This window comes from Seohaeicola zhoushanensis (assembly GCF_014656415.1).
In the GTDB taxonomy this organism is placed as follows: Bacteria; Pseudomonadota; Alphaproteobacteria; order Rhodobacterales; family Rhodobacteraceae; genus Seohaeicola_A; species Seohaeicola_A zhoushanensis.
On record NZ_BNCJ01000001.1, the window covers coordinates 631677 to 653115 of the forward strand.

Annotated in this window: 18 protein-coding genes and 1 other RNA gene; 7 read left to right on the top strand and 12 right to left on the bottom strand. The window is 67.4% G+C overall.

From position 1 onward, the window contains the following. Positions 1-169: 169 nt before the first annotated feature. Positions 170-1906 (bottom strand): DNA polymerase III subunit gamma/tau, encoded by a 1737-nt coding sequence (locus tag IE266_RS03115; protein WP_189678567.1) that lies wholly within the window; start codon positions 1904-1906, stop codon positions 170-172. A gap of 147 nt (positions 1907-2053) precedes the next feature. On the opposite strand from IE266_RS03115, the gene ypfJ reads away from it, so the two are divergent. Continuing rightward, the gene (gene ypfJ, locus IE266_RS03120; RefSeq protein WP_189678568.1) at positions 2054-2893 is read left to right on the top strand and encodes a KPN_02809 family neutral zinc metallopeptidase; all 840 of its coding nucleotides are present in this window, start codon (positions 2054-2056) and stop codon (positions 2891-2893) included. Positions 2894-3116: 223 nt separating this feature from the next. Here ypfJ and IE266_RS03125 read toward each other — a convergent pair whose 3' ends face one another. The 5 genes from IE266_RS03125 to IE266_RS03145 form a co-directional block, all read right to left on the bottom strand. Continuing rightward, positions 3117-4694, bottom strand: coding sequence for an ABC transporter ATP-binding protein (locus IE266_RS03125; protein ID WP_189678569.1), 1578 nt, complete (start codon positions 4692-4694; stop codon positions 3117-3119). Then, positions 4691-5797, bottom strand: coding sequence for an ABC transporter permease (locus IE266_RS03130; RefSeq protein WP_189678570.1), 1107 nt, complete (start codon positions 5795-5797; stop codon positions 4691-4693). The genes IE266_RS03125 and IE266_RS03130 overlap by 4 nt, the downstream gene beginning before the upstream one ends. Then, on the bottom strand, positions 5798-6895 hold the full coding sequence (locus IE266_RS03135; RefSeq protein ID WP_189678571.1) for a microcin C ABC transporter permease YejB: 1098 nt from the start codon (positions 6893-6895) through the stop codon (positions 5798-5800). It lies immediately after the preceding gene. Between the two features lie 7 nt (positions 6896-6902). Continuing rightward, positions 6903-8813 carry an extracellular solute-binding protein gene (locus IE266_RS03140; protein ID WP_189678572.1) on the bottom strand — a complete coding sequence of 637 codons (1911 nt, stop codon included), beginning with the start codon at positions 8811-8813 and terminating at the stop codon, positions 6903-6905. A 178-nt stretch (positions 8814-8991) separates the two neighbouring features. Further along, positions 8992-9495, bottom strand: a complete 504-nt coding sequence (locus IE266_RS03145; RefSeq protein ID WP_189678573.1) for a c-type cytochrome — start codon at positions 9493-9495, stop codon at positions 8992-8994. 119 nt (positions 9496-9614) lie between these two features. Between IE266_RS03145 and IE266_RS03150 the strand changes: the two genes are divergently transcribed. Then, complete coding sequence (locus IE266_RS03150; protein ID WP_189678574.1) at positions 9615-10457, top strand: prephenate dehydratase; 843 nt, start codon at positions 9615-9617, stop codon at positions 10455-10457. A 145-nt stretch (positions 10458-10602) separates the two neighbouring features. Here the strand turns inward: IE266_RS03150 and IE266_RS03155 are convergent, their stop codons facing one another. From IE266_RS03155 to nudC, 3 genes are read right to left on the bottom strand one after another with little or no spacing between them, the layout of a single operon-like run. Next, complete coding sequence (locus tag IE266_RS03155) at positions 10603-12144, bottom strand: trypsin-like peptidase domain-containing protein (protein ID WP_189678575.1); 1542 nt, start codon at positions 12142-12144, stop codon at positions 10603-10605. Positions 12145-12186: 42 nt separating this feature from the next. After that, positions 12187-12657, bottom strand: a complete 471-nt coding sequence (locus IE266_RS03160; RefSeq protein ID WP_189678576.1) for an SRPBCC family protein — start codon at positions 12655-12657, stop codon at positions 12187-12189. A gap of 47 nt (positions 12658-12704) precedes the next feature. Beyond that, positions 12705-13679, bottom strand: coding sequence for an NAD(+) diphosphatase (nudC, locus tag IE266_RS03165; protein WP_189678577.1), 975 nt, complete (start codon positions 13677-13679; stop codon positions 12705-12707). Between the two features lie 178 nt (positions 13680-13857). Between nudC and IE266_RS03170 the strand changes: the two genes are divergently transcribed. Further along, the gene (locus IE266_RS03170) at positions 13858-15624 is read left to right on the top strand and encodes a 5'-nucleotidase C-terminal domain-containing protein (protein WP_189678578.1); all 1767 of its coding nucleotides are present in this window, start codon (positions 13858-13860) and stop codon (positions 15622-15624) included. A gap of 42 nt (positions 15625-15666) precedes the next feature. Next, an RNA gene (gene ffs, locus IE266_RS03175) (signal recognition particle sRNA small type) lies at positions 15667-15765 on the top strand. Positions 15766-15984: 219 nt separating this feature from the next. Here ffs and IE266_RS03180 read toward each other — a convergent pair. Continuing rightward, positions 15985-17304, bottom strand: coding sequence for a ferredoxin reductase family protein (locus IE266_RS03180; protein ID WP_189678579.1), 1320 nt, complete (start codon positions 17302-17304; stop codon positions 15985-15987). Positions 17305-17578: 274 nt separating this feature from the next. Here IE266_RS03180 and IE266_RS03185 point away from each other — a divergent pair, with 274 nt between their 5' ends. Then, a complete protein-coding gene (locus IE266_RS03185) occupies positions 17579-18487 on the top strand; it encodes an AEC family transporter (RefSeq protein ID WP_189678580.1) in 909 nt (302 codons plus the stop codon). A gap of 3 nt (positions 18488-18490) precedes the next feature. On the opposite strand, the gene tsaA is transcribed toward IE266_RS03185, so the two are convergent. Continuing rightward, positions 18491-18958 (bottom strand): tRNA (N6-threonylcarbamoyladenosine(37)-N6)-methyltransferase TrmO, encoded by a 468-nt coding sequence (gene tsaA / locus IE266_RS03190; protein WP_189678581.1) that lies wholly within the window; start codon positions 18956-18958, stop codon positions 18491-18493. Positions 18959-19027: 69 nt separating this feature from the next. Here tsaA and IE266_RS03195 point away from each other — a divergent pair, with 69 nt between their 5' ends. Continuing rightward, the gene (locus IE266_RS03195; RefSeq protein ID WP_189678582.1) at positions 19028-19420 is read left to right on the top strand and encodes a rhodanese-like domain-containing protein; all 393 of its coding nucleotides are present in this window, start codon (positions 19028-19030) and stop codon (positions 19418-19420) included. 67 nt (positions 19421-19487) lie between these two features. Next, positions 19488-19760, top strand: coding sequence for a TFIIB-type zinc ribbon-containing protein (locus tag IE266_RS03200; RefSeq protein WP_189678583.1), 273 nt, complete (start codon positions 19488-19490; stop codon positions 19758-19760). A gap of 256 nt (positions 19761-20016) precedes the next feature. Here the strand turns inward: IE266_RS03200 and IE266_RS03205 are convergent, their stop codons facing one another. Beyond that, the gene (locus tag IE266_RS03205; protein WP_229863872.1) at positions 20017-21327 is read right to left on the bottom strand and encodes a peptidoglycan-binding domain-containing protein; all 1311 of its coding nucleotides are present in this window, start codon (positions 21325-21327) and stop codon (positions 20017-20019) included. Between the last annotated feature and the right edge of the window lie 112 nt (positions 21328-21439).

A 21439-nucleotide genomic window follows, 5' to 3' on the forward strand; every position in this document is an offset into this window, starting at 1 on the left:
CGACGCCAGCGCGACGACGGAACGGGGCGATGATGTGATACCATCAAGCAAGGACCACATATGGCGCGGCGGCATCCCGCGGGCTGCCGCTGGCCCGGCTCGCGCTGACCCCAGGCGTGGCGGACTCCGCAGGAAATCCGCGATTTCCCACACTGCCATCGAAGAAGGCTCAGCCATCTTCGAAAGGGTCCCATTCATCCTCGACCTCGGGCAGCGCCTCGGTGATTGCCGCGGCGGCGATCTGTTCGGGTGTGCGGATATCGGTGATCTTGGCCTTGGGGAATTGCGCCAGAACCGCCTGCACAAGCGGATGCGCCTTGGCCTCGGCCTCGAGGCGGTATTTCTCGGCGTTCCGCATCTCGTCGATGGTCGGCGCGCCCCCCGAGCTGACCACCGAGACCGCCCAGCGGGTGCCGGTCCAGGCCTGCAGTTGCCGCCCGAGCCGCTGCGCAAGGTCGGCAGGGGCACGCTCGGTCGGCTCGAACTCGATCCGGCCGGGCTGGTAGCTGACCAGCCGCACGTCGGTCTCGACATCGGCGAGCAGCTTGCCGTCGCGGTTGGCGCGGATCAGCTCGACGACATGGTCGAAACTCGGATAGCGCGCGAGCGCGCTTTCCACCGCCAGCGCCGCCTGGGCCGCGCCGCCGCCTCCGCCGCCCATCGGGCGGGCCAAGCCGCCGGTGGAGCCGGAGGCATGACCACCGCCGCCGTTGCCGTTGCCCGGTGCGGGGGGCGGGGGCGGCGTGCTCTCCAGCTTGCGCACCAGTTCCTCGGGGCTCGGCAGGTCGGCCACATGGGTCAGCCGGATCACCGCCATCTCGGCCGCCATCATCGCGTTGGGCGCGGCGGCCACCTCTTCCAGCGCTTTCAGCAGCATCTGCCACATCCGCGCCAGCACCCGCATCGGCAGCCTGGCGGCCATCTCGCTGCCGCGCGCGCGCTCGTCGGGCGAAATGGTCGGATCCTCGGCCGCGTCGGGGGTGATCTTGACCACCGAGACCCAATGGGTGATCTCGGCCAGGTCGCGCAGCACCGCCAGCGGGTCGGCGCCCTCGGCATATTGGCTGCCGATCTCGCGCAGCGCGCCGCCGGCGTCGCCCTTCAGGATCAGGTCCATCAGGTCGAGCACGCGGCCCCGGTCGGCCAGGCCCAGCATGGCGCGCACCTGGTCGGCGCCGGTCTCGCCGGCGCCATGAGAAATCGCCTGGTCGAGCAGCGAGGTCGCATCCCGCGCCGAGCCCTCGGCGGCGCGGGTGATCAGCGCCAGCGCCTCGTCGGTGATCTGCGCACCCTCCGAGCCGGCGATCTTGCGCAGCAGGCCGAGCATGTCCTCCGGCTCGATCCGGCGCAGGTCGAAGCGCTGGCAGCGGCTCAGCACGGTGACCGGCACCTTCCGAATCTCGGTGGTGGCGAAGATGAACTTGACGTGGGCGGGCGGCTCTTCCAGCGTCTTCAACAGCGCGTTGAAGGCATTGGTCGAGAGCATGTGCACCTCGTCGATGATGTAGATCTTGTAGCGTGCCGAGGCGGCGCGATAGCGCACGGAATCGATGATCTCGCGGATGTCGCCGACGCCGGTGCGGGAGGCGGCGTCCATCTCCATCACGTCGACATGACGCCCCTCCATGATCGCCACGCAATGCTCGCAGACGCCGCAGGGCTCGGTCGTTGGCCCGCCGGTGCCGTCGGGGCCGATGCAGTTCATCCCCTTGGCGATGATCCGCGCGGTGGTCGTCTTGCCGGTGCCCCGGATGCCGGTCATGATGAAGGCCTGCGCGATGCGATCCGCGGCAAAGGCGTTCTTCAGGGTGCGCACCATCGCCTCCTGGCCGACCAGGTCGGCGAAGGTCTCGGGGCGGTATTTGCGGGCAAGCACGCGGTATTGAGAAGGCTGGCTGTCTGACATGCGGTCCCGGATGCGGAGAGGATTCTTGGGCTTCGCGTCAGGTTAGAACCTCTGGGCCGCAAGGTCCACCGGCGGGACGCGGGAACCGTCGCCAGAGCGGCGGCGTTCGGCTAGGATCGGAGCATTGGGTTTGAGGAGTTTCCGGCGATGCGCTTGAGAGGGGTCAGGACCAGCAGCAATATCGAGGATCGTCGCGGCCGCGGCGGCGGTGGCATCGCGCTGGGCGGCATGGGCGGGGTCGGCCTGCTGGTGGTGCTGGCGATCGGCTATTTCACCGGCATCGACGTGACGCCGCTGATCGTCGACCAGGGTGGCGGCTATGACCAGCCCTACGAGCCGACACCCGAGGAACAGGCTGCGGCGCAGTTCACCGGTCAGGTGCTGGCCACCACCGAGGATGTCTGGACCGAGGTCTTCCGCGAACAGCTGAACGCGCAATACACCCCGCCGACGCTGGTGCTGTTCAGCCGGGTGACACAGAGCGGCTGCGGCGGCGCCTCGGGCGCGACGGGGCCGTTCTACTGCCCGGCAGACCGCAAGGCCTATATCGACCTCGACTTCTTCGCCACACTGGAACAGCGTCTCGGCGCCAGGGGCGATTTCGCGGCGGCCTACGTCATCGCCCACGAAGTGGCGCATCACGTCCAGAACCTCGCCGGCATCCTGCCCGAGGTCGACCAGGCGCGGCAGAGGGCGAGCCAGGCCGAGGCCAATGCGCTGACAGTCCGGCTGGAGCTGCAGGCCGATTGCCTCTCGGGGATCTGGGCCAGCAAGGTCTCGGGCCTGATGGAGCGCGGCGACCTCGAGGAGGCGCTGAACGCGGCGCGCCAGATCGGCGACGACAAGCTGCAACGCGACGCCGGCCGGGTGCCGCAGCCGCATACCTTCACCCACGGCACCTCGAAACAGCGCGCCAGCTGGTTCCAGCGCGGCTTCGACAGCGGCGACGTGAACGCCTGCGACACCTTCTCGGCGACATCGCTCTGAGCCGGGGGCGGCGGGGTAAACCCCGCCCTACGCCTTTGCCTGATGGTGCGCAGGCGACGGATACGGGACTGGAGTATTTGAGAAGAAGAGAAGCAGCAGGCGCGCGCCCCTGATTTCTCTTCTTTCCAAATACCTCCGGGGGGCCGCCGGAGGCGGCGGGGGCAGCGCCCCCACTGCGACCGCGCCCCAGGAGTTGACGCCCGGGACGGGCGTAGGGCGGGGTTCACCCCGCCGCGGCGATCAGGGCGCGGGTGTAGTCGCTGCGGGGGCTGTCGAAGACCTGTTCCGCCGTTCCCTGTTCCACAACCTCGCCGGCCTTCATCACCATGACCTTGTGCGACATCGCCCGCACCACCTTGAGGTCGTGGCTGATGAAGAGGTAGGCCAGCCCGTATTTCTGCTGCAGGTTGCGCAGCAGTTCGACGATCTGCACCTGAACCGTCATGTCCAGCGCCGAGGTCGGTTCGTCCAGAACCAGCAGGCGCGGGCGCAGTACCATGGCGCGGGCGATGGCGATGCGCTGGCGCTGGCCGCCCGAGAACTCGTGCGGGTAGCGGTCCATCGCCGCCGGGTCGAGCCCGGTTTCGGTCATCGCCTCGGCCACCAGCTCGCGCGGGTTGCGGCTGGGGTCGACCCGGTGGATCGCCAGCCCCTCGGCGATGATCTCGAAGGCGGTCATCCGTGGGCTCAGGCTGCCGTAGGGGTCCTGGAAGACGATCTGCATGTCCTTGCGCAGGCGGCGCAGCTCGCCGGTCGACCACTTTCGGATGTCCTGGCCGGCGAAGGTGATGCTGCCCTCGGACGGGATCAGCCGCATGATCGCCAGCGCCAGCGTGGTCTTGCCCGAGCCGCTTTCGCCGACGATGCCCAGCGTCTCGCCCTCGCGCACCTGGATGGTGGCGTCGTTCACCGCCTTCACGTGGCCGACCGTGCGCTTGAGCAGGCCGCGCTGGATCGGGAACCAGACCTTGAGGTGTTCGGTCGTGGCCACCACCCTGGCGCCCAGCTCCACCGGCTCGGGCTGGCCCTTGGGTTCGGCGGCGAGCAGTTTCTGCGTGTAGGGGTGCTGCGGGTTGGCGAAGATCTCGGCGGTGGGACCGGATTCGACGATCTCGCCACCCTGCATCACGCAGACCCGGTCGGCGATGCGGCGCACGATGCCGAGGTCGTGGGTGATGAACAGCAGCCCCATGTTCTCGGTGCGCTTCAGTTCCGCCAGCAGGTCGAGGATCTGCGCCTGGATCGTCACGTCGAGCGCGGTGGTCGGTTCGTCCGCGATCAGGATGTCGGGCTTGTTGGCGAGCGCCATGGCGATCATCACCCGCTGGCGCTGGCCGCCGGAGAGCTGGTGCGGATAGGCGCCGAGCCGGCTTGCGGCGTCGCGGATGCCGACCTTCTCCAGCAGCTCCACCACCCGCGCGCGGGCCTCGGCGCCGCGCAGGCCCTGGTGCAGTTCGAGCGATTCGACCAGCTGCTTCTCGATGGTGTGCAGCGGGTTGAGCGAGGTCATCGGCTCCTGGAAGATGAAGCTGATGTCATTGCCCCGCACCTTGTGCAGCAGGGCGCGGCTGGCGCCGATCATCTGCTGCCCGTCATAGGTGACCGAGCCGCCGACGGTCGCGCTGTCGCCCAGCAGGGAGACGGTCGAGAGCGCCGTCACCGACTTGCCTGAGCCGCTTTCGCCGACCAGCGCCACCGTCTCACCGCGGTCGAGCGTGAAGGAGACGCCCTTCACCGCCCGGGTGGTCTTGCCGTCCTGCCGGAAGGAGACGGTGAGGTCGCGGACGTCGAGCAGGCTCATGAGAAGGTCTTCCGCGGGTCGAAGGCATCGCGCACGCCCTCGAAGATGAACACCAGCAGCGAAAGCATCACCGCGAAGACGCCGAAGGCGGTGAAGCCGAGCCAGGGCGCCTGGAGGTTCTCCTTGGCCTGCAGCGTCAGCTCGCCCAGCGAGGGGGCGGTCGAGGGCAGGCCGAAGCCGAGGAAGTCGAGCCCGGCCAGCGAGCCGATGGTGCCGGTGACGATGAAGGGCATGAAGGTCAGCGTGGCGACCATGGCGTTGGGCAGCATGTGGCGGAACATGATGGTCATATTGGAGACGCCGAGCGCCTTGGCGGCGCGGACGTATTCGAAGTTGCGAGCGCGCAGGAACTCGGCTCGGACCACGCCGACGAGGCCCATCCAGCCGAACAGCACCATCAGGAAGATCAGCAGCCAGAAGCTGCGTTCGAAGACCGCGAACATGATGATGATGACATAGAGCATCGGCACCGAGCCCCAGATCTCGATGAACCGCTGGAACAGCAGGTCGGTGCGGCCGCCGAAATAGCCCTGCACCGCGCCGGCGGCGATGCCGAGCACGCTGGAGAGGGCGGTGACGATCAGGGTGAAGGCGATCGACAGGCGGAAGCCGTGGATCACCCGCGCCAGCACGTCATGCTTGGTGTCGTCGGTGCCGAGCAGGTTCTCGGGGTTGGGCGGCAGCGGCGCGGCGCCGGGGCGGTCGACGGGCGTGTCGTAGGAATAGGGGATCAGCGGCCAGATCATCCAGCCCTTCTCGATCGGCTGGCCGTCGATGGTGCCGGTCTGGGCCTCTTCCATCAGCGCCTCGGGGTCGTCGAGGCAGGCGTTGATGCCGCCGGTCACGATGAGGCATTGCACCTCGGGGTCGCGGTAGACCGCCTCGGTCTGGAAGTCGCCGCCGAAGGCCGTCTCGGGGTAGAACTGCCAGATCGGCGTATAGTATTCGCCGCGATAGCTGATGAGGATCGGCTTGTTGTAGGCCAGGAACTCGGCGAACAGGCTGAGGCCGAAGAGCACCAGGAAGATCCACAGCGACCAGAAGGCGCGGCGGTTGCGCTTGAAATTGCGCCAGCGGCGCTGGTTGAGCGGGGAGAGCGCCATTCAGCCCTCGCGCTTTTCGAAGTCGATGCGGGGATCGACGAAGACATACATCAGGTCCGACAGGATGCCGACCACGAGGCCCATCATGCCCATGATGAAGAGCGTGCCGAACATGATCGGATAGTCGCGGGCCAGCGTCGCCTCGAAGCCCATGCGGCCTAGCCCGTCGAGCGAGAAGATGGTCTCGATCAGCAGCGAGCCGGTGAAGAAGACGCCGATGAAGACGCTGGGAAAGCCCGCGATCACGATCAGCATGGCGTTGCGGAAGACATGGCCATAGAGCACGCGGCGGTCGGAGAGGCCCTTGGCGCGGGCGGTCATCACGTATTGCTTGCGGATCTCGTCGAGGAAGCTGTTCTTGGTCAGCAGCGTCAGCGTGGCGAAGGCCGAGATGGTCATCGCGGTGATCGGCAGCACCATGTGCCAGAAATAGTCGAGGATCTTGCCACCGAGCGGCAGGCTGTCCCAGTTCTCGGAGACCAGGTCGGCGCGGGGGAAGAACTGCCAGTAGCTGCCGCCGGCGAAGAGCACCAGCAGCAGGATGGCGAAGAGATACGACGGGATCGCATAGGCGACGATGATCGCGCCCGAGGTCCAGGTGTCGAAGGGGGTGCCGTCGCGCACTGCCTTGCGGATACCGAGCGGGATCGACACCAGGTAGGCGATCAGCGTCGACCAGAGGCCGAGCGAGATCGAGACCGGCATCTTCTCCAGCACCAGGTTGATGACGCTTTCCGAGCGGAAGAAGCTTTGCCCGAAGTCGAGCCGCATGTAGTTCCACATCATGTCGAGGAAGCGTTGCAGCGGCGGCTTGTCGAAGCCGTATTCCTTTTCCAGCTGGGCGATGAACTTCGGGTCGAGGCCGCGCGCGCCGATATAGCGCTCGTCCCCGCCGCCGCCGGCGGTCTGGTCCATGTTGGCGGCATCGCCGCCACCGCCGGTGAAGCCGCCGAAGACGTCGCCCTGGCCCTGGGCACGGGCGATGGCCTGTTCCACCGGGCCGCCGGGGACGAACTGGACCAGCGCGAAGTTGATGATCATGATCCCGAGCAGCGTGGGAATGATCAGCAGCAGCCGCCGAAGGATATAGGCACCCATCCGGGGCTTACCTCAGCGCGCCGGCGGCTCGCAGGGCTTCGGCCTTGGCCTGATCGAACCACCAGAAATCGAGATAGCCGAGATCGAAGGGCGGCAGCGGATCGGGATGCTCGTACTGGTCGTAATAGGCGACCCAGTAGTTCGGCTTGTACCAGACCGGGATCATGATGAACTCGTGCCGCAGCGCCCGGTCGAGCGCCATCAGCGTGGCGCGCTCTTCCTCGACGCTGGTGGCCTGCAGCGAGGCGTCGATGATCCTGTCGATCAGCGGGCTGGCGAGGCCGGCCGGGTTGAACAGCGAGTCGCCACCATCCGCCGGGGTGCCGTACATCTGCGCCAGGCCGGTGCCGGTGCCCAGGAAGGGGCGGTAGAAGTCGAAGATCAGGTCGTAGTCGTTCTCGCGCTCGCGCAGGGTGTATTGCGCCGAGTCGACCTTTTCGAGCGTGGCGGTGATGCCCATCGCCTCGAGGTTGGCGACGAAGTTTTCCATCACCCCCGAGAGGGTGCCCTCATTCGACTTGTCGAAGAGGAAGTTGAGCTTGAGCAGCTCGCCCTTGGCGTTGCGCCGCTTGCCGTCCGAGCCCACCGGCCAGCCGGCCTCGTCGAGCAGCTTCATCGCGCTGCGCAGGTTGCGGCGGTCGCTGAGGCGCTCGGGGCTGGAGGTATGCGGCATCCGCGCCGGTTCGGTCAGCATCTCGGGCGGGACCAGGTCGCCGAGCGACTTGAGGAAGTCGAGCTCGGCCCCCTCGGGCGCGCCGGTGGCCATGATCGGCGTGTTCTCGGAGAAGGAGGTGCGCTGCTTGAACAGGCCGTATTGCAGGCTCTCGTTGGTCCATTCGAAGTTGTAGGCCAGCGCCACCGCCTCGCGCAGGCGCTTGTCCTTCATGACGTCGCGGCGCAGGTTGAAGACGATGCCGGTGGCGGTCGGCGGGGTGCCGTCGGGCAGCTCGGTGCGGATCACCTGGCCGTCGGTGATCTTGGGGAAGTTGTAGTTCGACGCCCATTTCTTCGAGTCGCTCTCGACCCGGAAGGTATAGTCGCCGGCCTTGAAGGCCTCGAAGGCGACGGTGTCATCGCCGAAATACTCGACCCGGATGCGGTCGAAGTTGAAGCGGCCCTTGTTGATCGGCAGCTTCCAGCCCCAGTAGTCGGGGTTGCGCTTGTAGACGATGCGGCGGTTCACGTTCACCGACTCGATCATGTAGGGCCCCGAGCCCGGCGAGGTTTCCAGCCGGCTCTCGTCGAGCCGGGCGCCGGTCTCCTCGTACCATTTCTTCGACCAGACCGGCACGCCGCCGACCTGGTCGATCAGGCTGCGCCGCGAGATGCCCTCGACGAAGGTGAACTTGATGGTGTGGTCGTCGATCACCTCGACGCTCTTCATCCGCTTGGAGACGCCGGCGCGATAGGACGGCAGGCCCTGTTCGAGCAGCAGCTCGTGGCTGAACTTGACGTCATGGGCGGTAACCGGGGTGCCGTCCGAGAATTTCGCCTCGGGGCGCATGTGGAAGATCACCCAGTTCTTGCCCTCGTCGTATTCGACGCTTTCGGCGAGCAGGCCGTAGCCCTCGTCATAGGTATCGGCGGATTCGGTCAGCAGCGATTCATACATCATCGTCGCCAGCCGCCCGGCGCGGCCCTTGACCGCGTAGGGGTTCATCGAATCGAAGGTGCCGAGCGCCGCGAAGGAGATCTCGCCGCCCTTGGGAGCCTCGGGGTTGACGTAGGCGAAGTGGTCGAAATCGGCGGGGTAGGTGAGGTCGCCGTAGAAGGAATAGCCGTGGCTCTTGATGATGGTCTCTTCGCCGCGGGCCATGCCGGCAAGGCCCAATGCGGTGACCAGCACCAGCAGGGACGCCAGAAGCCGCTGGGCGGGTTCGGCCACACGGGTCGCCGCGACAGAGCGGGTCTGGGTCATCTTACTGGTCCTCCATCGTCGTGGCACACTCTCACCGGATATGATGTGGCCTAGCTAAAGGGCCAGAGGACCAAGATTCAAGTTGAGAATATGTGATCTTACCGGATTCGCCGGGGCGGAAACGGAAAGGGCCGCTGCGGTGGCAGCGGCCCCGGAAGGGTCGTCCCATAGGGTTGCGTCAGTTGCTGACGCTCTGGATGTAGGCGATCACGTCGGCGCGTTCCTCGATCTTCTTGAGACCGGCGAAGCCCATCGCGGTGCCGGGGATTACGGCCTTGGGGTTGGTCAGGAACTCGTTCAGGTGCTCGGGCGTCCAGGTGCCGCCGGCGGACGCCATGGCGCCGGAATACTTGAAGCCCGGCTCGGCGCCGACAGGGCGGCCGACGACGTTGTGCAGGGTCGGGCCGGTGCCGTTTGCGCCGGCTTCGAGCTTGTGGCAGGCGCCGCACTTCTTGAAGACGCTGGCGCCTTTGGCGACGTCCGCCGCGGCGAGGATCGGGCCGAAGTCGACGGGCTCTTTCTCTTCAGCCGCGCTTTCCGAGGCACCGGTGTCGATGACATAGGCCTGCTCGCCGTGGCCGTCGACGTGATAGATCACCTCGGCCGCCCATTTGCCGAGCAGAAAGACCAGAAAGGCTCCGCAAAGCGCGGCCACTACCTTGGTTGAAGTCATCGTATCCATTTGGTCGCGTGTCCATTTGATCTGTTTGGGCGGTTGTCTAAGCCTTCCCATGTCCCGAGGCAAGGTATAGACACCGCGACCAAACGACCAGCCCCCAGTTGTTGCAGGAATGAGTGCACATGACCAAACGCATCGCCTTCCAGGGTGAGCCCGGCGCCTACAGCCACGAGGCCTGCCGCAATGCCCGCCCCGACATGGAGGCGCTGCCCTGCCACGCCTTCGAGGACGTGATCGAGGCGGTACAGACCGGCAAGGCCGACCTGGCGATGCTGCCGGTCGAGAACTCGACCTACGGCCGGGTCGCCGATATCCACCGGCTGCTGCCGGAAAGCGGGCTTCGCATCGTCGACGAGGCCTTCGTGCGGGTGCATATCTCGCTGATGGCGATGCCCGGCGTGCAGATCGAGGAACTGGAGAGCGTGCGCGCCCACCCGGTGCTGTTGCCGCAGGCCAAGGCCTTCCTCAACCGCTACGGCATCCGCGGCGAGGCGGCACCCGACAGTGCCGGCGCGGCGGCCGAGATCGCCCGCGAGGGGCTGCGTACCGTCGGCGCGCTGGCCTCGGACCTGGCGGCCGAGATCAACGGGCTGCACATCCTGGCGCGGCACATCGAGGACCACGCCCACAATACCACCCGATTCCTGCTCATGTCGCGCGAGGCCGACCACAGCCGGCGCGGCAGCCACGGGATGATAACCACCTTCGTGTTCCAGGTCCGCAACATCCCCGCGGCGCTCTACAAGGCAATGGGGGGCTTTGCCACCAACGGGATCAACATGACCAAGCTGGAAAGCTACATGGTCGACGGATCCTTCACCGCGACCCAGTTCTACGCAGATATCGAAGGCCACCCGGACGACGCAAACGTCCGCCTGGCGCTGGACGAGCTGGCCTATTTCACCACCAATACCGAGATCCTCGGCGTCTACCCGGCGGCGATGGAACGCGGCTTCCTCGGCTGAGACCGCAACCGCAATTTCTCTTCTTTTCAAATACCTCCGGGGGAGCCGCCGGAGGCGGCGGGGGCAGCGCCCCCCCGATGCGACGCCGCCACCGGGCGTGGAGGCCGGCGGGCGCGGTAGGGCGGGGTTCACCCCGCCGCGCCGGTCAGCCGTCGGTGGCGGCCAGCAGTGCGCGCAGCGCCTCGGCGGGGACGCCGAGGTTGGAGCCTGCGTAATCGGGCAGGATCGCCGAATTCACCGCCACCACCCGTCCGCGCATGTCGAGCACCGGGCCGCCGCTGCCGCCGTGGGTGGTGTCGGCGTCATAGACCACCGCCGCCGGCGTCACCTGGCCGACGATCCCGGCGCTGGCGAGCGGGTTGATGTGGCCGCCCTCGGCGAGGCGGGCGGCGACGCTCCAGAAATCGGTGTCGCCGGCGCTGCGCAGGGTCTCGATGAACTCCGGCCCCGATTGCGCCAGCAGGGCGCGCAGGCCGGTGGGATAGCCCATCACGATCACCTCCTCGCCCGAGGCGGGCGGCGTCTCGGCCAGTGACAGCCCCGGCCCGGCGGGGGCGCCCTCGATCGTCAGCAGGGCGAGATCGGCGGTCTCGCTCACCCGCAGCGGGCTCGCGCCGGTGGCGGTGTCCTGCCCGTGCAGCCAGGCGATGAAGCGCAGCATCACCGGTTCGACCGGCGCGCTGCTCAACTCGGCGATGCTGGTGTCGGTCTCCCAGGGGCGCACCACGTGGCGGTTGGTCGCCACCAGCCCCTCGCTGCCGATGAAGAAGCCGGTGCCGGTGAATTCGATCTCGACCACCGGGCCCTCGCCCTCGAAGGTCAGCAGCGGTCGGCCGCGGAAGGTCATCAGCGGGACGCCCTCGGCATTGACCTCCTGGCGCAGCATCCGTTCGCCGCCGGCCTCGCGGAAGCCGTACATGCCCTGCAGGAAGACGATCTGCTGCTGCGCCGCCGCCACCACCCGCGCCCCGGCGGTCGAGCGCAGTTCGAGTTGTTCCAGCCGCGAGGAACTGGCGGCGAGGCTGTCGCGCAGGGCGGTGAGGTCGCTCGGCTTCAGCGCCTCGCGGCGGGCTTCGACCAGGGCACCGGCGACGCTGTCGAGCTGTTCCGAGGTCTTGGCGATCTCGCTGCGCACCAGCTGGTTCAGCTTGTGCTGCTGCCAGGCCAGCACGGCGAAGCCGGCGAGCACGAAGAGCACGGTCAGGCGGAAGGCCACGCTGGTCTCATGGGTCAGCCGGCCGACCAGCGCGGTGCCGGCGCGCCAGGCGCGGGTCACCGGGCGCTGGCGGCTGACCCGCAGGTAGGTGGCGACGTCGCCAAGGATCTCGGGCACCGTGTTGCGGACTCGGGCGAGGTCCTTGTAGACGCGCAGGCGGCAGATCGGGCCAGTTTCGCCGAACTCGACGCAATCGCCGTGACGCAGCCGGTGGTGCTGCACCGTCTTGCCGTTCACCCAGACATGCGTCCCGCTGCGCGCCTCGACCTCATAGCTGTCCCCCACGCGGTGCAGGCGGGCGACCAGATGCGCCGGGTCGGGGCCAGGTTCGGTGGGGCGCACTTCGGTCAGGCGGTCGGAATCGAGCAGCACGTCGAGCGTGCTGGCGTCGAGCCAGGTCAGCGCGCCGCGCATCAGCCCGGTCATGTGCTCGAGCGCGATGGCGGGTCGGGGTGCTGGCGTCGTGGTCATCTCGGGCCTCCTCCCCCGGCTTCCTCCTTCTGGCCCCGAGCCTCAGGTGATGGTGCTGCCTGGCCGGTTCTCCAGCGACTTGGCGAAGGTGGCGACCTTGAGCTTGAAGCGTTTGGTCAGGGTCGCCTTGGTCAGCCGCAGCGACTGGATCAGCAGCCGCGCCGGCAGGGTCTTGGGCTTGAGTTCCAGCACCACCGCCATGCGGGTGCGCTTTTTCGAGAGCGACAGCAGGTCGAGCGTCAGGGTGCCGTCGAGTCCCTGCGAGACGGCCTCGAAGCGTATCGCGGTGGGGCGATCGTATTGCGCGAGGGTCAGCCGCAGGTCGCGCGACTTGCCGCGCAGCAGGAAGCGGGCGGCCCATTCCATTCCGGGTCCCGGCGGGGTCATGTCCTTGTCGCGCTGCACCTCGATGCCGCGCCGGATCGCCAGCCGTTCGAAGCCCTCAAAATCAGAGAGCATCGCGAAGACATCCCCGATCGGTGCCTCGATGTCTTCCTTGGTGGAAAATTGCATGTCTTGTCCGCGCTGTAGTCGTTTCGGCCCCCAGGCCAAACTTGGGGTCAGTCGAGCGTATCCGCAAGCCAGTTGTGCAGAAGGAAGTGGGCGATGGCGCCCTTGCGGGCCGGGCGGATCACCGGGTGCTCGCCGGCGAAGACCTGCATCATCTCCTCGCGGGTGACCCAGATGGCGTCGTCCAGTTCCTCGGGGTCGCAGGCGATCTCGGTTGTCAGCGCCTCGCCCCGGCAACCCATCATCAGCGAGGCGGGGAAGGGCCAGGGCTGGCTGGCGAGATAGTCGACCGCGCCCACCCTGATGCCGGATTCCTCGAACACCTCGCGGCGCACCGCCGCCTCGATGGTCTCGCCCGGTTCGATGAAGCCGGCGAGGCAGGAATACATGCCTTGCGGCCAGCCGTGCGAGCGGCCCATCAGCACGGAATTGCCGTGCGTGATCAGCATGATGACCACCGGGTCGGTGCGCGGGAAGTGTTGCGCCTTGCAGGCCGGGCAGCCGCGCTGCCAGCCGGCGTGGCTGACCTCGCTGGCGTGGCCGCACTTGGCGCAGAAGCGGTGCGATCCGTGCCAGTTCACGATGGCCTTGGCGGTGGCGACCAGTTCGGCGTCGCGCGGCGAGAGGGCGAACATGATGCGGCGCAGCTCGGCGAAGACATAGCCGGGCGGAAAGTCGGGGTGGGTCTGTTCCGAGGGGTCGACGAAGCTGCCCAGCGTCGAGATGTCCTGGTCCTGCGGCTCCCAGCCCGAGATGTCGACGGCGAAGTTGGGCGCGCCCGAGGGTTCGAGGCCGAGGAAGACGGGGGCCTCGATCTCGCCGCCGTAGCGCCGGGCGAGGATCGGGTGGGTCATCGGCACCAGCGCCAGGCGTTCGCCCTCGACCAGCGGCTTGCCGCGCCAGAGCAGGACACAGGCGGCGTCCTCGTGGGCCAATGCGGCGGCCAGCGCGGCGGGGTCATTCCTGACCTTGGCGGCCCGATCCAGCCCCGCGCCGCCGAATGTCACGGTTTCCGCATTGCGCATGGCTGTCCCTCTTGGCTGCTCTTGGTCTTGGCATGGCACAGGCGGTTGGACATTTCAATTCCGCCAGTGACCGGGACGTGCTGACACGATCCGTGTCGGGTTGACCTTGCCTGTTTGCCACATGTTCTGGCAGGCTCGGGCGACAGAGCCACGTGTTCAGGAGGCAGCCAGACACCGGATGCCCGATAACCGCCAGCACGCGAAGGGAGAGGCAAGGCCGCAAGCCCGGAGCGTTCAGGCGCGCCGCCTGCGGCTGCTGGCGACAACCGACCTGCACATGCAACTGGGCGGCGCGGCCTCGGGGCTGTCGCGGATCGCCAGCCTGATCGCCGAAGAGCGCGCCACGGCCGCGCGCGAGGGGGCGATCTGCCTGCTGGTCGACAATGGCGATGCGCTGCAGGGCGGGGCGCTGGGCGAGCTGGCGGCGGAAGAGCCAGCGCGGCCACACCCGGTGATGCGGGCCTTCGCCCATCTCGGCTATGACGTTCTGGGGCTGGGAAACCACGATTTCGACCTCGGGCTGGAGCGGCTGGAGGCGGTATTGGCGCAGGCGGCCTGCCCGGTGGTCTGCTCCAACCTCGGCCCGGTGCGGGGCGTTCTGCCGTGGCTGGTGCTGGAGCGCGCGGGGCTGCGGATCGGGGTGATTTCGGCGCTGCCGCCGCAGACGGCGGTGTGGAACCGGCACCACCTGGAGGGGCGGGCAGAGGCGCGGGACATCGTCGCCGCTGCGCGCGAGGCGGTTCAGGCGCTGCGCCTGGAGGGCTGCGACCTGGTGCTGGCCTTGGCCCACAGCGGGCCGGGCGCGGCCGATGCCCTGCCGGGGGCCGAGAACGCGGCGCTTGCGGTGGCGGCGCTGGATGGGATCGACGCGGTGATCGCCGGGCATACGCACGAGCGCCACGCCGATCCATCGGTGCCGCTGGTGCTGCCGGGGGCCAATGGCTCGGACCTCGGGGTGATTGCGCTGGAGGCGGGCGCGGAGGGGCGATGGCATGTGGCGACGGCGGCGCTGCGCCCGGTCTCGGCGGCGGTGGCGGAAGACCCCGCGCTGGCATCGCTGGTGGCCGAGGACCACGCCCGCGCCGAGGCGCTGATGGCGCGGCCGGTGGGGCGGGTGGAGGCACCCCTGCACAGCTATTTCACCTTCATCGCCCCGGACCGGGCGCTGGCGCTGGTCGCCGCCGCGCAGGCCGCCGCGCTGCGCCCGCTGCTGGCGGGGTGGCCCGAGGCCGGGCTGCCATTGCTCTCGGCCGCCGCGCCGGGGCTGTTCGGGGGGCGGTCGGGGCCGCTGGCCTATGCCGATATCCCTGCCGGGCCGGTCGCCCTGCGCCACCTGGTCGAGTTGCAGCCCTTCCCCAACGACCTTCACGCGGTGGTCGTCACCGGGGCGCAGCTTGGGGATTGGATCGAGCATTCCGCCGGGCTGTTCAACCGCATCGTGCCGGGGGCGGACCCTGTGGCGCTGATCGATCCCGGCCTGCCGGGGCATGACTTCGACGTGATCCACGGGGTGGCTTGCGAGATCGACCTCTCGGTGCCTTCGCGGTTTCTGAGCGACGGCAGCCTGCGGCAGGGCGGCGCGCGAAGGGCGCGCCGCCTGACATACGCGGGGCGCGCGGTGATGCCCGATCAGCGGTTCGTGGTGGCGGTGAACAGCTACCGCTCCAGCGGCGGAGGCAATGTCGCGGCGCTGCGCGGGGCGGAACGGCTCGACCTGCCGGGGACCGGGCTGCGCGCGGCCCTGGCGGGCTACCTCGGCGGCGCGGCGCACGATCCGCTGGAGCAGGCCCCGCCGCCCTGGGGCTTTGTCCCGCTGCCGGGCGCGCGGGCGTGGCTTCAGACCGGGCCGGGGGCGCAGGGGCACCTGGGGGAACTGGCGGGGCGCGGCGTCGAGGCGGCGGGGATCGACGGCGAGGGCTTCCTGCGGCTGATCCTGCCGCTGTGATGCGAGGTTGCGAATCCCGCGCGGCCCCCCTATATCGCCCCCCGAGAGGTTGGCGCGGGCGAGCGCCTCGCCAACCTGGTCAGGTCCGGAAGGAAGCAGCCACAACGAGTCCCGCTTGGGTCGATGTCCAGCCTCTCACCTACGCCCCTCCCAGCCCGTTGAAATTGTGCGAAGCCCTTGGGCTTCGTGGGCATGTGCCAACCGCCGCGCTCCGCAACTGCAACCAAAAGGCGGCACATTGCTCAGCCGCCAGCAATGACGCCGCGGAGTGCGAAGGCCAGCAGGCCGAGGAGCATGATGGCCGTCACGGCGAGATAGACGAGCCGGTGCCGTACCGGGGCAGGGTATCTCGAAAACGGGTCAATCATATCTGAACCTCTCGCAGATGATCTGCCGGGCCGGCACGCCGAGTCCGATCAGCGCGGTTTCCGCCGCATCCATCATCGCCGGCGGGCCGCAGATCACGAAGAGCCATTCGCGCATTCCGGGATCCGCGAGGTGGTCGCGGAAGAAGGCGGCGTCCAGCATCCCGCTGTGCCCGGTCCAGCCCGGAGGCGGCTCTTGCAGCGCGTGTATCACGCGGGTGCCGTGGTGCCGCGCCAGATCGTCGATCTCGTCGCGGCAGACGATCTGTTCGGCCACCCGGTTGCCGTAGGCAAGCAGGGTCGGCCGGGGATCCCTGTCGAGGCGCAACTGGCGCAGGATGCCCAGCAGCGGCGCGATGCCGACGCCACCCGCGATCAGCGCGATGCCCGGCTCGTCGCGCCCGGCGACACAGAGGTGGCCGTGGGGGGCATCGAGGTAGGCCGGGGTGCCCGGCCGGATCCGGCCCACCGTCCGGGTGAAATCACCGAGCTCCTTGATGATGAAGGCCACCCGGTTGCCCGCTGCCGGGGCGGAGCTGATGGAAAACGGGTTCTCGAACAGGGAGGCCGGCCCGTGGCCGATGTTGAGCCAGGCGAACTGGCCGGCAAGGTAGCGCAGGCCGCCGTGTCCCCGAGGAGCCAGCGTCACTTCCCAGGTCCGGGCCGCCACCGGGCGGACGCTGTCGACGACCCAGGGGCGCATCCGTTTGAGAACAGGCTTGACCAGGTAGATCGACAGCAAGGAGGCAAGTGCGATGGCGAAGAGGCCGATCCAGACCGCCGCCAGCACCGGGTCGGCGCTGTATCGCCCTGCGGCAAGGGTGTGGTGCAGCAGGAGCGCGGCAACTGCCGCCGCTCCGAGACCGTGCATCAGCCGCCAGACCTCGTAGCGCATGTCCAGCCGGTCACGTCCGATCGCCTGCAGGACCAGCGGCGTCAGCAGCAGCCAGGCGGCGACCCCGCTGGCAATGGCGGAGAGGTCGTCGGTCAGGGTCAACTGCCGCGTCGTGTCCCAGGGGTAGGGTGGCTTGGAAGGCGCCCGGTAGAGGAAGGGGTGCAGGAGCGCGAAGACCAGGGCGCTGCGCGCGAAGAGCTGGTGGAAGCGCATGGTGACATCCATGCCGATCCTGCGCGAGATGCTTCGGAAACGGCCGGACAGGAGGAACTCTGCCAGGATGATCGCGTAGGCGAGCATCCCGGCGCCGCTTGCCAGCTCGTCCCACAGGCTGCGCGCGGGTCTGCCGCTGAAGGCGCTCAGCCCGAGCGGGGCGAGCGTGATCGCCAGGTAGATCGCCAGAAGAAGACGCGGGTTCATGGTGTTCCGCCCATTCCGTTTCCAGTTCCGCGCACGCAGTCCCTCGTCGGTTTGGCAGGGCCCAGGACGGGCCTGTCGCGAGGTGGAATAGAACATGCCGACCCGCGAGCTGTCCAATGTTGGTGCCGCGGAGCCTGGGAAGATCGGGAAAGTGTTGAAGCCGCATTGCCTGTCGCGGCTCGCCGAATATCCCGCCCGTTACCGGGGCAAAGGCGCTTGACACCCGCGCGCCGGGCCGCGACCAAAGCGCGGAGGGGGCGGGACAAATTCCACCATGCTGCTGATTACCATCTGGCCGGTCTTCGGGCTGATCTGCCTCGGCTACGTGCTGGCGCGCCGGGCCTTCCCCTCGGCCGAGTTCTGGCCGGCGGCAGAGCGGCTGAACTATTTCCTGCTGTTCCCGGCGCTGCTGGTCTCGAGCCTGGCCGGCGCGCCGGTCTATGACGCGGAGGTCCTGCGCCTTGGCGGTGCGGCAGCGGTGGCGATGCTGGTGGCGGTGGTCCTGCTGGCTCTGTTCCGGCGGGCCTGCCCGATGCCTGCGGCCCGCTACGGGCCTGTGGTGCAGGGGGTGATCCGCTTCAACACCTATCTCGCGCTCTCGCTGTTGGCGGTGCTGGCCGGGCAGCAGGGGATCGAGCGCGCGGCGATCTATCTCGCGGTGGCGGTGCCGCTGGGCAATGTGCTGTCGATCATCGCGCTCACCGAGGCCGGGGCATCGCGGGCGCGTTTCGCGCTGCTGCGCTCGGTGCTGCGCAACCCGCTGATCCTGGCCTGCCTCGCCGGCTTCGGGCTGGCGCTGAGCGGCATCGGCCTGCCCTTCGGCACCGGCAGTTTCCTCAAGCTGATCGGGCAGGGCAGCCTGCCGCTCGGCCTGCTCTGCGTCGGTGCGGCGCTGAACATGTCCGCGCTGCGCCAGGACCTGCGCGGGCTGGCGGGCACCGTGGCGGTGCGGCTGCTGGCGATGCCGGTCCTGGCGGCGGGGGTGGCCTGTCTCTTCGGCCTCTCGGGGGTCGAGGCGATGGTGCTGATCGTCTTCTCGGCGGTGCCTGCCGCGCCGACCTCCTACGTGCTGACGCGGCAGATGGGCGGGGACGGCACCTTCATGGCCGGCATCATCACCGCGCAGACCGTCGCGGTGGTGGCAACGATCCCGCTGGTGCTGCTGGTGCTGGTCGGCCGGTAGCCCTCAGCCCTTCGGCGGGGCCACCGGCGTATAGGCGCAGCGGTCGGGCTTGATGTCGACCAGTGGCGTGCCGTCGAGACAGTCGAGGCCGCGGACCACCAGCGTGTTGCCCTCGATCCGCTCCAGCTTCACCCGCGAGGTGCCGATCGGGTTCGGCCGCACCGGCGAACGCAGGGCGAAGGTGCCATGTGTCTTGTCGGAATGGGCCGGGTTCTGCACCACCAGGTCGCGGCGCGAGCGGTCGAGCCAGTAGAGCAGCTCCACCGTCGCGAAGGCGTCGAGCCCCTGCAGCGCGGCGACCCAGGGCTCGAAGACCTCGACCCGGCACTCGGGGCCGTCGGGCCTGCCCTGGCGCGGGCAGTCCTTGCGGTCGGTCCAGGGCGTGTGGATGCGGCCGATGAAGCGCAGCCAGGCGTCCTCGGCCGGCGGCAGGTCGACGCTGATCTCGCCCTGACGGATGGTGCTGTCCATGTCGTCTCCTCTTGTTGACTGGCCCGGCGGGGTCATATTCTGTTGTCTGAAGGTAATGGGAGACAGAAGATGAGCAAGACCGTCCAGGACATGATGGCCGAGGCCAACGCCGCCGTCGAGAAGATCGGCATGGACCGCGCCCGCGAACTGATGGCGCAGGGGGCACTGGTGCTCGACGTGCGCGATGCGCCCGAGCTGGAGGCGGCGGGCAAGGTCAAGGGCGCGCTGCATGTCTCGCGCGGGATGCTGGAGTTCCGCGCCGATCCGGGCACGCCCTATCACAACCCCGAGTTCCGCAAGGACCGCCCGGTGCTGGTCTACTGCGCCTCGGGCGGGCGCTCGGCGCTCTCGGGCAAGGTGCTGAAGGACATGGGGTACGAACAGGTCTACAACATCGGCGGCTTCAAGGACTGGGCCGCCGCCGGCGGCGAGACCGAGCAGGTCGTCGACAAGGGGATGTAGGCCCCCGGCGGTTGCCGCAGGGCGGTCGCGTTCCTATCTCGGGCCGAGACAAGGAACGGAGAACGCCATGCAATGCCCCATTGATGGGACCGAACTGAAGATGACCGAGCGCGCGGGGGTCGAGATCGACTATTGCCCCCGCTGCCGCGGCGTGTGGCTGGATCGCGGCGAGTTGGACAAGATCATCGACCGCGCCGCCGCCGAGGTCTCGAACCGTCCGATGGCCATGCCGGAACCGGCGCGCCACCGGGACCGCGACGACGATGACGACGACCGCTATCGCAAGCCCTATCGCAAGAAGCGGGGCGGCTTCCTGTCGGAGATCTTCGACTTCGATTGAGCGCCGTCCAAACGCGCAGGACCTTCCCCCCGCCCGATTCGGCAGGGCGCCTTGGAGCGTTGGCGGATATCGGAAAGTGGCGATCCTTGGAGGGCCACCACAAATATACAAATCGGATGCTTACCATTCACACCAGTAATACTCACCACCAACGTTCTTCAATGGAAAATTCTGACCATTGGAAATGGTTTCGAGGTGGCGCGCGAGAACCTTGTGGGACCGTTGATCGCCGCCACTGAAAGGCCCGGCCAGCCGTCTACTCTTGAAGAATTCCCATTCGCACAAGCGTCGCACGGTCCGGGGTTCCGGTTTCTGGTAGTCCCACAGATGCCTGATATTCGGCCATCGCTTTGCGCGAACCTGGACCCCACTGACCATCTGGTGTCCCGGCATCGAAGCCAGCCGCGTTTAGGAGCGTTTGGACGGCCTTGTAGTCCTCTCGACCAAGATCGAGTAGACTGAAATGGCAGGCTTCAGCCACTTCCTCAAAGACTTTCTTCGAGCCATTCAGTCTGAGCGAAAGATCATGCAGGCGGCCACGGTCTCCTTCCAGGCGCAAGAAGAGCTTTTCCACTCCGACGAGCTTTCGAATGAAGTTTTGCGCTTTGTCACCAAATAGCCCGGCCCCCTTGTTGCTGGTGAGTTTAGACCAACGCTGCGGTATCGCTTCCTCGTTTCCGATCCGAATCGTGACCGGAAGCGTGTTGGATTGGAAGTCTCCCATGATGAAGCTGTCGGCATCGAAAATCACACGTGCCTCTCCTTCATGGCACAGCACCTTGAGCGAAGGATGATCGGAAAAACCGGTTCCGTAATCGGACACATTGATGGCGAATACCTGAGGCGAGTCGTCAATCGCTGCACGAGAGTGCTGTAATCCCCACCAACCGACTATCGCGAAATCACCTGCGGCGAGTTGCTTGAAAATTTCCATTTCGTAGTCGATTTCCGGATAATCTGGGTCTGCCCAATCCGGCTTGGATCTCGTGCCATGCCCGCCTCCGGTTGCTGGTGGTTGCTCTGCCGTTCTTGCGACAGGCGTAGGCGCTTGGGGCGCTCCATTCGTTGGGAAGGCAATCCCATACTGGGCTCGGAACCAAGCTTGGCGCAGCTGGGCAAGGCTCAGCTTTTCGGTCTCGTATCGTGTGAGAGCAAGAGCTTGAACTAGGCCGCCGGAGTTGGCTGCCTCCGTTTTCGCAGCATCGACACTTGCTTGCTGCGTCTGGATGTCCGCGAGGATGCTCGCGGCCAGCACCGGATCGGGCTGAACTGCAGGTACAACAATCTCAAAAGGGGCACCGGTCTCCTCGGCTGTGATCCGGGCCTCCAGGACGGATTTCGTTAGGCGTAATGTTTCGAGATTTAGGGCCGCGATCAGAGCGAGTGCACCGCCTTGGTATTTGCCGTTCGCCGCCTCGACTTCCGAGATTTCCGTCTCGATCGCGGCGATATCGGATCGCAGCGCATCCAAGTCGGTATACGTACTCTGCGCCGTGGACATAGATGCTGCGAAAATCAGAGGCGGAAAAAGGGCCGCTACGGCCTTCAAGGCGTTTCGATTTGGCATTGCGTTAGACGCTCCTATACTCTGGATGTGCTCATAATGCTGATTGGAAACCCAACTGAAAAGCTTGATTTTTATAGGGCAAAAATATGGGCAGCTAGCGTCTAGCTGAAAG

Bases quoted from the DNA above. Each gene is read 5' to 3' on its own strand.
- IE266_RS03115 (WP_189678567.1), bottom strand. From the start codon at position 1,906: ATGTCAGACAGCCAGCCTTCTCAATACCGCGTGCTTGCCCGCAAATAC.
- ypfJ (WP_189678568.1), top strand. From the start codon at position 2,054: ATGCGCTTGAGAGGGGTCAGGACCAGCAGCAATATCGAGGATCGTCGC.
- IE266_RS03125 (WP_189678569.1), bottom strand. From the start codon at position 4,694: ATGAGCCTGCTCGACGTCCGCGACCTCACCGTCTCCTTCCGGCAGGAC.
- IE266_RS03130 (WP_189678570.1), bottom strand. From the start codon at position 5,797: ATGGCGCTCTCCCCGCTCAACCAGCGCCGCTGGCGCAATTTCAAGCGC.
- IE266_RS03135 (WP_189678571.1), bottom strand. From the start codon at position 6,895: ATGGGTGCCTATATCCTTCGGCGGCTGCTGCTGATCATTCCCACGCTG.
- IE266_RS03140 (WP_189678572.1), bottom strand. From the start codon at position 8,813: ATGACCCAGACCCGCTCTGTCGCGGCGACCCGTGTGGCCGAACCCGCC.
- IE266_RS03145 (WP_189678573.1), bottom strand. From the start codon at position 9,495: ATGGATACGATGACTTCAACCAAGGTAGTGGCCGCGCTTTGCGGAGCC.
- IE266_RS03150 (WP_189678574.1), top strand. From the start codon at position 9,615: ATGACCAAACGCATCGCCTTCCAGGGTGAGCCCGGCGCCTACAGCCAC.
- IE266_RS03155 (WP_189678575.1), bottom strand. From the start codon at position 12,144: ATGACCACGACGCCAGCACCCCGACCCGCCATCGCGCTCGAGCACATG.
- IE266_RS03160 (WP_189678576.1), bottom strand. From the start codon at position 12,657: ATGCAATTTTCCACCAAGGAAGACATCGAGGCACCGATCGGGGATGTC.
- nudC (WP_189678577.1), bottom strand. From the start codon at position 13,679: ATGCGCAATGCGGAAACCGTGACATTCGGCGGCGCGGGGCTGGATCGG.
- IE266_RS03170 (WP_189678578.1), top strand. From the start codon at position 13,858: ATGCCCGATAACCGCCAGCACGCGAAGGGAGAGGCAAGGCCGCAAGCC.
- IE266_RS03180 (WP_189678579.1), bottom strand. From the start codon at position 17,304: ATGAACCCGCGTCTTCTTCTGGCGATCTACCTGGCGATCACGCTCGCC.
- IE266_RS03185 (WP_189678580.1), top strand. From the start codon at position 17,579: ATGCTGCTGATTACCATCTGGCCGGTCTTCGGGCTGATCTGCCTCGGC.
- tsaA (WP_189678581.1), bottom strand. From the start codon at position 18,958: ATGGACAGCACCATCCGTCAGGGCGAGATCAGCGTCGACCTGCCGCCG.
- IE266_RS03195 (WP_189678582.1), top strand. From the start codon at position 19,028: ATGAGCAAGACCGTCCAGGACATGATGGCCGAGGCCAACGCCGCCGTC.
- IE266_RS03200 (WP_189678583.1), top strand. From the start codon at position 19,488: ATGCAATGCCCCATTGATGGGACCGAACTGAAGATGACCGAGCGCGCG.
- IE266_RS03205 (WP_229863872.1), bottom strand. From the start codon at position 21,327: ATGCCAAATCGAAACGCCTTGAAGGCCGTAGCGGCCCTTTTTCCGCCT.